Raw genomic sequence first — 11,798 nt, forward strand, 5'->3', positions numbered from 1 at the left:
GCACGGCGCCGCTCCCCTGATCCCGGGCTACGGGTCGGCCGGCATGGCCACGATGACTGTATGGATGTACAGTATCTTCCCGTGCCCTGTCTTCTGCCGCCATGCCTGTCTCCGATGTCCACGTGCGCGCCGCTGCCGCGCCCCTGTCCCTGCCGCCCGAGGTGGCGGGCCGGGTTTGGCCGGCCCGGGCCTGGACGGGGCCGCGGGGCGCGGTGCGCCCCAGCGGCCACGCCGCGCTGGATGCCGAGCTGCCCGGCGGCGGCTGGCCCTGCGGCGCCCTGACCGAGCTGCTGCAGCCCCAGCCGGCCCTGCTGGAGTGGCGGCTGATGGGGCCGGTGGCCCGGGCCCTGGCGGCCGAGGGGCGACCCGTCGTGCTGGTGGGGCCGCCCCAGGTGCCGCATCTGCCGGGCCTGGCCCAGTGCGGGCTGCCGGCCTCGGCCCTGGTCTGGGTGCAGGCGCAGACCACGGCCGAGCGGCTCTGGTGCACCGAGCAACTGCTGCGCGCCCAGGCCGCCGCCCTGGTGCTGGCCTGGCTGCCCCAGGCCCGACCCGAGCAGATCCGCCGCCTGCAGGTCAACGCCCTGGGCAGCGAGGCCCTGGTCTTTGCCTGCCGGCCACTGGCGGCGCGGCAGGAATCCTCGGCCGCCCCCCTGCGCCTGCAGGCCCGGGTGGACCTGGACTGGGCGCTGCAGGTGCAGGTGTTCAAGCGACGCGGGCCAGTGCACGAGGGTGAGGTCAGCCTGCCTTCGGTGCCCGGCTCCCTGGGCGCGGTGCTGCCCAGCCGCCTGCTGCAGCCGCGGCGCTGGCTGGCAGCCCGTCGCAGTGCGCTGCCGCAGCCCGTGGTGGTGCGGGAGGAGGCCGATGCAGATGCCCATGCAGACGCTTTGGGCCGCCCTGTGCTGGCCGGCGCCCGCTGAGGGCGCGCCCGCGGCCGACCTGCAGGGGCCCGCCTGCTGGGCCTTGCAGTTCACGCCGCGGGTGGCCCGCTGCGGCGAGGTCCTGCGCCTGGAATTGGGCGCCAGCCAGCGCCTGTTCGGCGGCCAGGCCGCGCTGCTGAGCCGCCTGGCCCGAGAAGGCCGCCAACTTGGCGCCACCGGCGTGGCCTGGGCCAGCACCGCCAGCGCGGCCCAGGCGCTGGCCCGCCAGCATGCACAGGCCGCGTGGGCCGATGGCGGCGAGGGAGCCGGGTCCGATCCGACCCGGGTGCCCGGCCTTCAGCAGCCGCTGGCCGATGCCCTGGACCCGCTGCCGCTGGAGACGCTGGACGGCCTGCGCCCGCACGCCGACACCCTGCACCTGATGGGCTGCCACCGGCTGGGTGAGGTGCGCCGCCTGCCGCGCGGCGGTCTGTCCCGCCGCTTCGAGGCCGGCCTGCTGGCCGCGCTGGACCAGGCTTACGGGACGCTGCCCGAGGCCCACTCCTGGCTCACCCTGCCCGAGACCTTCAGCGCCCGGCTGGAACTGGCCTTTCGCGTGGAGCAGGCCCCGGCCCTGCTGGCCGGGGCGCAGCGCCTGCTGCTGCAGCTCTGCGGCTGGCTGCAGGCCCGCCATGCCGGGGTGCTGGCCTTCACCCTGGCCTGGGAGCACGACTCCATGCGCGCCCGCGACGTGGCCCCCGGTGGCGCGCTGACCGTGCGCACCGCCCAGCCGGCCCGCCAGGCCGAACACCTGGCCCGGCTGCTGGCCGAGCACCTGGCCCGGGTCACGCTGGCCGCGCCCGCGGCGGCGCTGCGCCTGACGGCCGACGAGGTGCAGGCCCTGGCGCCGCCCAGCGGCCAGCTCTGGCCCGACGCCCGCCAGCAGGCCCGTGCCCTGGACGAGGTGCTGGAGCAGGTGGCCGCCCGCCTGGGGGCCGAGCGCGTCTGCCGCCCGCGGGCCTGCGAGGACCACCGGCCCGAATGGATGCAGGGCTGGCAGCCGCTGGACCAGCCCCTGCCGCGCAGTGGGGCGCGCCTGGCTACGCTGCCGCAGCCGGCCTTTCTGCTGCCGGCCCCGCAGCGCCTGGGCCTGCGTCAGCACCGGCCGGTGCACCAGGGCCAGCCTCTCTTGCTGCTGCTGGGCCCGCAGCGGGTGGAGAGCGGCTGGTGGCACCGCAGCACGGCGCCGCTGCCGCCGGGGGCCGCGGCCACGGCGCCCGAGGGCGCCACCGGCGTCGTGGTCTCGCACGCGGTGGCGCGCGACTACTGGGTGGCCTGGAGCGAGCGGGCCGGCGTGCTCTGGGTCTTCCAGACGCGGCTGGAGGGCGAGGCCGGCGAGGCCTGGTTCCTGCACGGCCACTTCGCTTGAGGGGAGGCGCGATGGCCGAACCCCGCCCGCCGCTGCCCGACTACGCCGAGCTGTGCTGTGTCAGCAACTACAGCTTTCTGCAGGGCGCCAGCCACCCGGAGGAACTGGTCCAGCGCGCCGCCGCGCTGGGCTACCGCGCCCTGGCCATCACCGACGAGTGCTCGGTGGCCGGCGTGGTGCGGGCCCATGTGGCCTGCCGCGACCCGGCGGTGCAGGCCAGCGGCCTGCAGCTGCAGGTGGGCAGCCGCTTCCGGGTGACGGACGAGGCCGGCCAGACCCGCTTCACCCTGGTCGTGCTGGCGGCTGACCTGCTGGGCTGGGGTCAGCTGTGCGAGTTCATCACCCGGCTGCGGCGGGCCAGCCTGGTCAAGGGCCAGTACCGGTTGACGCAGGAACTGATCGACGGCGAGGCCCTGGCCGGCTGCGTGGTGCTGGCCCTGCCGGAGCGTGACCTGGACGACGCGGCCCTGCAGGACCTGGCGCGCTGGCTGCTGCGCCACTTCACCGGCCGCTGCTGGTGGGGCGTGAGCCTGCTGCGCGCGCTGGACGACGAGCGCTGGCTGGAGCGGCTGCAGGCGGTGTCGGCGGCCAGTGCCATCCCCTGCGTGGCCTGCGGGGACGTGCACTTCCACGTGCGCTCGCGCAAGCCGCTGCAGGATGTGCTGACCGCCATCCGCCTGCGCCGGCCGCTGACCGCCTGCGGCCTGGACCTGCAGCCCAATGCCGAGCGCCACCTGCGCACCCGGCTGCGTCTGGCCCAGGTCTACCCGCCTGCGCTGCTGGCCCAGACCCTGGTGGTGGCCGCCCGCTGTCACTTCTCGCTGGACGAACTGAGCTACCACTATCCCGACGAGTTCATCCCCCCGGGCGAGACGGCGGCCAGCCACCTGCGCACGCTGACCTGGGCCGGCGCGGCCGAGCGCTGGCCCCATGGGGTGCCCGAGAAGGAACGGGCCCAGATCGCGCACGAACTGGCCCTGATCGACGATCTGCACTACGAGCACTACTTCCTGACGGTGGCCGACATCGTGCAGTTCGCCCGCGGCCGCGGCATCCTCTGCCAGGGCCGGGGCAGCGCGGCCAACAGCCTGGTCTGCTACTGCCTGGGCATCACCGCGGTCGGGCCCGAGCGGCTCACCGCCCTGTTCGAGCGTTTCATCTCCAAGGAGCGCAACGAGCCGCCGGACATCGATGTGGACTTCGAGCACGAGCGGCGCGAGGAGGTCATCCAGTACCTCTACCGCAAGTACGGCCGCGAGCGCGCCGCCCTGACCGCGGCCGTCATCAGCTACCAGCCACGCAGCGCGCTGCGCGACGTGGGCAAGGCCCTGGGCTTCACGCCCGAGCAGTTGGATGCCCTCTCCAGCGCCCACCGCGGCTGGGAGACCCGCGGCCCCGACGCCAATCGGGTGGCCGAGACCGGCCTGGACCCGGACGCGCTGGCGGTGCAGCAGCTGCTGCAGCTGGCCACCCAGCTGCAGGGCTTTCCGCGCCACCTGTCCCAGCACACGGGGGGCTTTGTGCTGACGGCCGGCCGGCTCTCGCGCATGGTGCCCATCGAGAACGCCAGCATGAAAGACCGCACCGTCATCCAGTGGGACAAGGACGACCTGGACGCGCTGGGCCTGATGAAGGTGGACGTGCTGGCCCTGGGCATGCTGAGCGCGCTGCGCAAGACGCTGGCCATGGTGGGCCAGCGGGAAGGGCGGACCCTCGCGCTCTACCAGGTGCCCGAGGGCGACGACCCCACCTACGACATGATCAGCCGGGCCGACACGGTGGGCGTGTTCCAGATCGAGAGCCGGGCGCAGATGAGCATGCTGCCGCGGCTGCGGCCCCGGCGCTATTACGACCTGGTGATCGAGGTGGCCCTGGTGCGGCCCGGCCCCATCCAGGGCGGGGCGGTGCACCCCTACCTGGACCGGCGCCAGGGCAAGGTGCCCGTGACGTACCCGCGCGAGGAGCTGAAGGTGGCGCTGGCGCGCACCCTGGGCGTGCCCATCTTCCAGGAACAGTGCATGCAGATCGCCATGGTGGCCGCCGGCTTCAGCGCCGGCGAGGCCGATGGCCTGCGCCGCGCCATGGCCGCCTGGAAGCGCAAGGGCGGGCTGGAGAAGTACCACGACCGCCTGGTGGGCGGCATGGTGGCGCGTGGCTATGAGCAGGACTTTGCCGAGGGCGTGTTCAAGCAGATCCAGGGCTTCAGCGACTACGGCTTTCCGGAAAGCCACGCGGCCTCCTTCGCCCTGCTGGTCTATGCCAGCGCCTGGCTCAAATGCCATTACCCGGCGGAGTTCCTGGTGGGCCTGCTCAATTCCCAGCCCATGGGCTTCTACAGTCCGGCCCAGCTGGTGCAGGACGCCCGGCGCCACCAGGTGACGGTGTGGCCGGTGGACGTGCAGCACAGCGGGGTGGACAGCGCGCTGGACGGGCCCGCGCCGGCTCCGCTGAAAGCGGGCGAGCCGCCCCCGGCGGTGCGCCTGGGCCTGCGCCTGGTGGCCGGGCTGTCGACGGCCGCGGCCCAGCGCATTGCCCAGGCCCGCGCCGCCGGGCCATTCCTGGACGCCCAGGACCTGGCCCGCCGCGCCGGCCTGGAGCAGGCCGATCTGCGCCACCTGGCGGCGGCCGATGCGCTGCGCTCGCTGGCCGGCCACCGCCGCCAGCAGATGTGGGAGGCCGCCGGCCTGCGCCGCGCCCCGGCCCTGCTGCGCGGCGCACCGGTGGACGAGGCGCCGCTGGCCCTGCCGGCCGCCCCCGAGGGCGAGGAGATCGTGGCCGACTACCAGAGCACCGGCCTGACCCTGCGCCGCCACCCGCTGGAACTGCTGCGCCCGCAGCTGCAGCGCCGCCGCCTGCTCACTGCCGAGGCCCTGCGGGCCTGTCCGCAGGGCCGGCTGGTGCGCCATGCCGGCATCGTCACCATGCGCCAGCGCCCGCCCACCGCCAGCGGCACCCTGTTCATCACGCTGGAAGACGAGACCGGCCTGGTCCAGGCCATCTGCTGGCCGCGGGTCTACGAGCGCTTCCGCACCGTGCTGGTGTCGGCCCGGCTGCTGGGCCTGGCCGGCACCTGGCAGCGCGAGGGCGAGGTCTGCAACCTCATCGTCGGCCATGCCGAGGACCTGACGGCCTGGCTGGGCCGGCTGGCACCGACCGCGCGCAGCCGGGATTTCCGCTGACGGCTGCGGCATTCGTCACGAGATGCGCCGAATTGAGGGTTCTTTTTCACCATTTCAACGTGTCGCTCACTCCACAGACTCAAGCCCTATCGGCAAAGACCGATAGGTAGTCAGTCAATACTGACGGTCCGCTACGGGTCGTCGTCTGCTTTCAAAGAGACCCTGCGGGGGAGACACGATGTTCAAGAACCTCAAGATCGGTCAGCGCCTGGGCCTGGCCTTCGGACTCATCAGCCTGATGATCGCCGTGCTGGCCGCCAGCGCGTGGATGATGCTCCAGCGCATCGATGGGGCTGTCGCGCAGGTCGTGGATGATCGCTATCCCAAAGTGGAGCTGACGGGCGCCATCCAGTACAGCCTCGACATGCAGGTGCGAGGTCTTCGCGGCGCAGCGCTGTTTGCCTACGTCGGAAACCAGCAAGGCATGGAAGACATCCTGAAGCAGGTTGCGCAAGGGGCCAGCGACAACGCCGAGCGCATGAGCAAGCTCAAAGCGATGGTCAATACGCCCAAGGGGCAGGCCTTGTTCCAAGCCATGGAGCAGGCCCGCACTGACTGGAGCAGCGCCAGAGAGCAGGCCATTGCGCAACTGCGCGCTGGGCAGACAGAGCAGAGCGCCAAGCTGATGATGACGTCCGCGCGTGATAAACAGCGACATTTCGAGGCCACCTTGGCCCAGATGGGCGACTTCCAGAAGGGACTGTTGCTGCAGAACAGCGCGCAGGCCAAGTCCACGGTGACGCAGGTGATCGAAACCATTCTTGCCATCTCCGCAGGCGTGCTGCTCCTGTCCATCGGCGCCGCCTGGGTCATCACCCGCTCGATCACCACCCCGATCCAGCAGGCCGTGGACCTGGCTGCCACCGTCGCCCAGGGCGACCTGACCAGCCGCATCCACACCGAAGGCCGCGACGAGACCGCCATGCTGCTGCAGGCCCTGGACCGCATGCAGACCAGCCTGGTGGGCGTGGTGTCCACCGTGCGCCAGAACGCCGAGAGCATTGCCACGGCCAGCTCGGAGATCGCCCAGGGCAACCTGGATCTCTCCAGCCGCACCGAGGAACAGGCCAGCGCCCTGGAGGAAACCGCCGCCACCATGGAGGAGCTGGGTTCCACCGTGCGCCACAACGCCGACAGCGCCCGGCAGGCCAGCCAGCTGGCCCAGGGCGCCTCCAATGTGGCCATCCAGGGGGGCGAGGTGGTCGGCCAGGTGGTGACCACCATGCAGGAGATCAACGAGAGCAGCCGCAAGATCGGCGACATCATCGGGGTGATCGACGGCATCGCCTTCCAGACCAACATCCTGGCCCTGAATGCGGCGGTGGAAGCCGCCCGTGCCGGGGAACAGGGCCGCGGCTTTGCGGTGGTGGCCGGTGAGGTGCGGGCCCTGGCCCAGCGCAGCGCCGATGCGGCCCGCGAGATCAAGGCCCTGATCGGCCGCAGCGTCGAGCAGGTCGAGAAGGGCACGGCCCTGGTCGACCGGGCGGGCCAGACCATGGGCGAGATCGTCACCTCCATCCGCCGTGTCAGCGACATCGTCGGCGAGATCTCCTCGGCCAGTTCCGAGCAGAGCAACGGCGTGTCCCAGGTGGGCGAGGCCGTCAGCCAGATGGACCAGGCCACCCAGCAGAACGCCGCCTTGGTGGAAGAAAGCGCCGCCGCGGCCGACAGCCTGAAGAACCAGGCCCGCCATCTGGTCGAGGCGGTGGCGGTGTTCCGCTTGAATGCCGGCCCGGCCCACTCGGCGCACTCGGCCCACGCCAATGCGGTCCCCGCGCGCGCCCAGCCGGCCAAGCCGGTGGCAGCGCCTGCCAAGCCCCGGGCTGCGGCGGCCAAGGCGCCGTCGCCGGCCCCGGCCGCGCAGAAGCCAGCCCCGGCCCGCGAGGAGGCCGTGGCCTCGGCCGGCGCGTCCGAGGACTGGGAAAGCTTCTGACCCGGGTGTGAAGCATCGGAGCGGGGGGAACTTCTCCGCCGCGGTGGTACCGTAGGACGCTGTGTTGCTGCACCGCGTCATGCATCCCCCGCGCCATGCTTGAAATCACCGTCTGGTGCCTGGTCATCACGGCCGTCTTCGCCTACATCAACCACCGCTTCATCGGCCTGCCCACCACCATCGGCGTCATGTCCGTGGCGCTGGCCATTTCCGGCGCGCTCATCGGCCTGGACTACCTGGGCTGGAGCGCGCCGCGTCGTTACCAGGCGGCCATGGTGGCCTCCATCGACTTCCCCGGCGTCTTGATGCGCGGCATGCTGGCGGTGCTGCTCTTTGCCGGGGGCCTGCAGTTCAAGCTGGGTGAATTGCGCCGCTACCAGAAGCCCATCGTCGCACTGACGGTGGTGGGCACGGTGCTCAGCGCGCTGCTGGTGGGGCTGGCCTTGTGGAAGCTGCTGCCCATGGTGGGCATCCGCCTGTCGCTGCCGTACTGCCTGGTGTTCGGCGCCCTCATCTCGCCCACCGACGCGGTGGCCGTGGGCAGCATCCTGAAGTCGGCCGGCGTGCCGCGCACCATGGAAGCCATCATCGCTGGCGAGTCGCTGTTCAACGACGCGGTGGGCGTGGTGCTGTTCGCCCTGGCCCTGTCGATGGTGAAGACGGGTGACTGGCCCACCGCGGCCGAAGCCCTGAGCCAGCTGGCCCGCGAGGGCGGCGGCGGCATCCTGATGGGCCTGCTGATGGGGCATGTGCTCTACCGCATGCTCCGGGACGTGCAGAGTTACCAGGTGGAGGTGCTGCTGACCCTGGCCACCGTGATGGGCGGCTACGGCCTGGTGGAAGAACTGGACTTTTCCGGCCCCCTGGCCATGGTGGTGGTGGGCATGGTGGTGGGCACGCGCAGCCGTTCCGACCCCGACTTCCCGGCCGAGACCCAGGACCATCTTTCGCGCTTCTGGCGCCTGGTGGACGGCATCCTCAACACCCTGCTGTTCGTGTTGATCGGCCTGGAGGTGATCCGGGTGCACTTCAGCGGCGGCATCCTGGTGGCCGCGGCGCTGACCATCCTCATCACCCTGATGGCCCGCGGCCTGAGCGTGGCCATGCTGATGACGCTGCTGCGCCTGACGATGGCCCTGCCTTCGGGCACCTGGCGGGTGCTGACCTGGGCGGGGGTGCGCGGCGGCGTGTCGGTGGCCCTGGCGCTGTCGCTGCCGGCCGGGCACAGCCGCGAGGTGGTGCTGTCCCTGACCTACTGCGTGGTGGTCTTCTCGATCCTGGTGCAGGGCCTGACGGTCGGGCGCATCGCCCGCCGCGTCGGCGTGTCCGAAGCCAAGCCGCTGGAGCTGCCTCAGCCCAGCCCGGTGGCCAGCCAGCGGCCTGCGCCGTAGGTCAGCGCGGCGGCGGCCGCCCCGATGACCAGCTGCCGCAGCCCGCCGCGCCAGGCACTGCCGCCGGTGAACAACGTGATGCCCATGCCGATCAGCAGCAGCCCCAGCCCGCTGGCGGCCACGCAGGCCGGCACGGCCCGCGGGCCCGAGAGCACCAGCAGCGGCAGGGCCGGCACGGCGGCGCCCAGCAGGAACACGACGAAGGACGTGCCGGCGGCGGCCCACGGCGAGCCGCCGAGCTCATCGGGGTTGATGCCCAGCTCCTCGCGCACCAGGGTGTCCAGCGCGCTGCCGTGCTGGCCCATCACCCGGTGCGAAATGGCCTGGGCCTCCTCCGCGCTGAAGCCCTTGGCCTGGTAGATCAGCGCCAGTTCTTCGCGCTCCTCCTCGGGCGCCTGTTCCAGTTCATCGGCCTCGGCGGCGATCTGCCGGGCATACAGCTCGCGGGCGCTCTGCACCGAGATCCATTCGCCCATGGCCATGGAGCCGGCCCCGGCCAGCGCTCCCGCCAATGCCGTGGTCAGCAGCGCCGAGCCCGAGAACTGCGCGCCCGCGGCCCCCATCAGCAGGCAGAAGGTGGACACCAGCCCGTCGTTGGCGCCCAGCACGGCGGCGCGCAGGGCGTTGCCGTCGCTCGCACCATGCCGGCCTTCCAGCTGCGCGTAGCGGCTGCCGTTCCAGCCGTGGCGGGCCCGGCTCGCCAGGTGGGCCAGCAGCCGCGCGTGCGAGCGCTCCTGGGCCGGCATGGCGGTGCTGCGCGTCTCGGCCTGGCCGTCGTAGCTGCCGCGGTTGTCCGCTTCCTGGGACATGACGGTGGGCAGCACGGCATTGGCGCCCAGGCGCCGGGCCAGCCAGATCAGCACCCGGGCCCGCGTGCTGGTCCGGGGCTGCAGCGGGTGACCCAGGGCCTGCTCCAGCCGCCGCTGCCAGAACAGCGCATGGCCCTCCTCGGCCTGGGCCAGGCGGCGGTACAGCGCCGCCAGGTCGGCCTGCGGCTCGGCCGCCGCCATGGCGCGGTAGATGGCCGCGCTGTCGATCTCACTCTGCCAGTTGCCACGGTAGCGGGCCAGCACAGACTTTGACAGGGGCGGTGGGGGGCGCATGCGTGTCCGGTGGGGTTATCTTTGTACCGATACAATTGGCCGGAACAACTGGCGGTGTCAGCAGCCGCCAGCTGTCTCAGGAGTGACTGATTCCGGGGCCCTCAACGGGCTCCGTTTTTTTGTCGGTCGCCGCCTCGGCCGCCTCGGCCGCCTCGGCCGCCGGGGCCGCCACGGCCGTCGAACGTCCGGGCAGACGCTGCAGCTGGAACTCGGCCAGTGTGCCGTACAGCGGCCGGCTCAGAATGCGCGAGACCCCGCTGGCCACCAGAGCGCAGGCCATCAGGCTGAGCACCATGGCGTGGCCGTTGACCATCTCCATCACGATGATGAAGGCCGTGAGGGGCGCCTGGGTGGCGGCGGCCAGAAAGCCGGTCATGCCCAGCGCGATCAGGGCCGGGACCTGCGGATTGCCGGTGAGCAGGGCGATGTCGTTGCCCAGCGCCCCCCCGATGGCCAGCGAAGGGGCGAAGATGCCGCCCGGCACGCCGGACCAGGCGGTCAGCCAGGTGGTCAGGAACATGAACAGCACATAGACGGCCGGGATGCCGGCCTCACCCGCCAGCATGGCCTGCGAGTGGCTGTAGCCGCTGCCGAAGGTGATGCCCTGGTTGGCGACGCCGATCAGCGCGATCAGCAGACCGCAGGCGCCGGCAAAGACCACCGGCTGGCGCCGGCGCCAGCGGCTGAAGCGGTCATTCTCCTGGCCTCCCAGCGAGTGGATCATCAGGCGCGAGAACAGCCCGCCCGCCAGGCCGCAGGCCAGGGCCAGCAGCAGGGCCGGCCACCACAGGTCGGCGCGGAACTCGTCCACCCGGATGATGCCGAAATAGCTCTCATTGCCCTGCATCGACACACCCATCAGACCGGCCAGCACGATGGCGGCGATGATCAGGCCGCTGTTGCGCTGCTCGGGGCGGCGCGAGAGCTCCTCGATGGCGAACATCACGCCGGCCAGCGGGGTGTTGAAGGCCGCCGCGATGCCCGCCGCGCCACCGGCCACCAGCAGGCCGTGCTCGGACACCAGGCCGCGCTGCGGCAACCAGTGCCGGGCGTTGTGCATGATGCCGGCGCCCACCTGCACGGACGGGCCCTCGCGGCCCAGGGACAGGCCGGCCAGGAAGCCCCAGGAGGCCAGCAGGTACTTGCCCAGGGCCAGTTTCAGCGAGACATAGAGCCCGCGTTGCGAGCGCTCGACCTGGGGGTCCAGCGCCGCCATCACCTGCGGGATGCCCGAGCCCGCCGCACCGGGCACCCAGCGCCGGGTGATCCAGACGATGGCGGCTGTGGACAAGGGTGTCCAGACCAGCGGGCTCCACCAGGCCGCCAGGCGCAGGCTGAAGAACTGGCCCAGGGCCCACTCGGTGGTGCGCGCAAACCACACGATGCTCAGACCGGTGAGCACCGCGTAGGCCAGCACCACCGCCCGGCTGCGCCAGAGGTCCAGCTGACCCAGCTCGCGGTGCAGAATCGCCCTCAGGCGCAGAGACCACCGCATCTCAGCCAATCCGGCGGGGGTTCGGCCCGCCAATCACACAAACTATCATGCCGCGATGGTAAATCCTTGTACCAATGTTTCGGACGACCTGGCACTGGAAGAACGGCCCGAAGCCACTGTGCTCGACGAACCTGCGGCCCGCGTGCTGCGCCGTTTCCGCCAGGTCTTCAACGCGGTCAAGACCCATTTCCAGCAGGTCGAGCGCCAGGTGGGCGTGGGCGGCGCGCAGGTGTGGGCGCTGAGCGTGATCCAGGCACGGCCGGGCATCGGCGTGAATGAGCTGGCCAAGGCCCTGGACATCCGCCAGTCCACCGCCAGCAACCTGGTGCGGGCGCTGGTCGACCGTGGGCTGGTGGCCACCAGCCGGGCCGAGCGCGACCGTCGGGCGGTGGAGTGAGCCTGTGCCGCCGG

General features: G+C 72.0%; 8 protein-coding genes. 6 read left to right on the forward strand and 2 right to left on the reverse strand.

Annotation, left to right across the window (positions count from 1 at the left end; genetic code table 11):
- The first annotated feature begins 101 nt into the window (after nt 1-101).
- From imuA to I73_RS27140, 5 genes are all read left to right on the forward strand, one after another.
- Complete coding sequence (imuA, locus tag I73_RS09700) at nt 102-917, forward strand: translesion DNA synthesis-associated protein ImuA (protein ID WP_022980429.1); 816 nt, start codon at nt 102-104, stop codon at nt 915-917.
- On the forward strand, nt 874-2,286 hold the full coding sequence (locus I73_RS09705; protein WP_026096530.1) for a DNA polymerase Y family protein: 1,413 nt from the start codon (nt 874-876) through the stop codon (nt 2,284-2,286). The genes imuA and I73_RS09705 overlap by 44 nt, the downstream gene beginning before the upstream one ends.
- An 11-nt stretch (nt 2,287-2,297) precedes the next feature.
- Nucleotides 2,298-5,465, forward strand: coding sequence for an error-prone DNA polymerase (locus I73_RS09710; RefSeq protein ID WP_022980431.1), 3,168 nt, complete (start codon nt 2,298-2,300; stop codon nt 5,463-5,465).
- A 178-nt stretch (nt 5,466-5,643) separates the two neighbouring features.
- The gene (locus I73_RS34585; protein WP_022980432.1) at nt 5,644-7,398 is read left to right on the forward strand and encodes a methyl-accepting chemotaxis protein; all 1,755 of its coding nucleotides are present in this window, start codon (nt 5,644-5,646) and stop codon (nt 7,396-7,398) included.
- Between the two features lie 95 nt (nt 7,399-7,493).
- The gene (locus tag I73_RS27140; protein WP_022980433.1) at nt 7,494-8,789 is read left to right on the forward strand and encodes a sodium:proton antiporter; all 1,296 of its coding nucleotides are present in this window, start codon (nt 7,494-7,496) and stop codon (nt 8,787-8,789) included.
- On the opposite strand, the gene I73_RS09725 is transcribed toward I73_RS27140, so the two are convergent.
- Both I73_RS09725 and I73_RS27145 read right to left on the reverse strand, forming a co-directional pair.
- Nucleotides 8,750-9,862: a VIT1/CCC1 transporter family protein gene (locus I73_RS09725; RefSeq protein ID WP_022980434.1), complete on the reverse strand. Its 1,113-nt coding sequence runs from the start codon at nt 9,860-9,862 to the stop codon at nt 8,750-8,752. The genes I73_RS27140 and I73_RS09725 overlap by 40 nt on opposite strands.
- A gap of 106 nt (nt 9,863-9,968) precedes the next feature.
- Nucleotides 9,969-11,387 carry a chloride channel protein gene (locus tag I73_RS27145; RefSeq protein ID WP_083876667.1) on the reverse strand — a complete coding sequence of 473 codons (1,419 nt, stop codon included), beginning with the start codon at nt 11,385-11,387 and terminating at the stop codon, nt 9,969-9,971.
- Between the two features lie 55 nt (nt 11,388-11,442).
- Here I73_RS27145 and I73_RS27150 point away from each other — a divergent pair, with 55 nt between their 5' ends.
- Nucleotides 11,443-11,784 carry a MarR family winged helix-turn-helix transcriptional regulator gene (locus I73_RS27150; RefSeq protein ID WP_083876668.1) on the forward strand — a complete coding sequence of 114 codons (342 nt, stop codon included), beginning with the start codon at nt 11,443-11,445 and terminating at the stop codon, nt 11,782-11,784.
- The last annotated feature ends 14 nt before the right edge of the window (nt 11,785-11,798 follow it).

Origin of the sequence: Ideonella sp. B508-1, from assembly GCF_000333615.1 — a bacterium.
In the GTDB taxonomy this organism is placed as follows: Bacteria; Pseudomonadota; Gammaproteobacteria; order Burkholderiales; family Burkholderiaceae_C; genus Ideonella.

Coding starts and splice junctions, on each gene's coding strand:
- I73_RS27150 (WP_083876668.1), top strand. CDS start 11,443: ATGGTAAATCCTTGTACCAATGTTTCGGACGACCTGGCACTGGAAGAA.
- I73_RS27145 (WP_083876667.1), bottom strand. CDS start 11,387: ATGCGGTGGTCTCTGCGCCTGAGGGCGATTCTGCACCGCGAGCTGGGT.
- I73_RS09710 (WP_022980431.1), top strand. CDS start 2,298: ATGGCCGAACCCCGCCCGCCGCTGCCCGACTACGCCGAGCTGTGCTGT.
- imuA (WP_022980429.1), top strand. CDS start 102: ATGCCTGTCTCCGATGTCCACGTGCGCGCCGCTGCCGCGCCCCTGTCC.
- I73_RS27140 (WP_022980433.1), top strand. CDS start 7,494: ATGCTTGAAATCACCGTCTGGTGCCTGGTCATCACGGCCGTCTTCGCC.
- I73_RS09705 (WP_026096530.1), top strand. CDS start 874: ATGCAGACGCTTTGGGCCGCCCTGTGCTGGCCGGCGCCCGCTGAGGGC.
- I73_RS34585 (WP_022980432.1), top strand. CDS start 5,644: ATGTTCAAGAACCTCAAGATCGGTCAGCGCCTGGGCCTGGCCTTCGGA.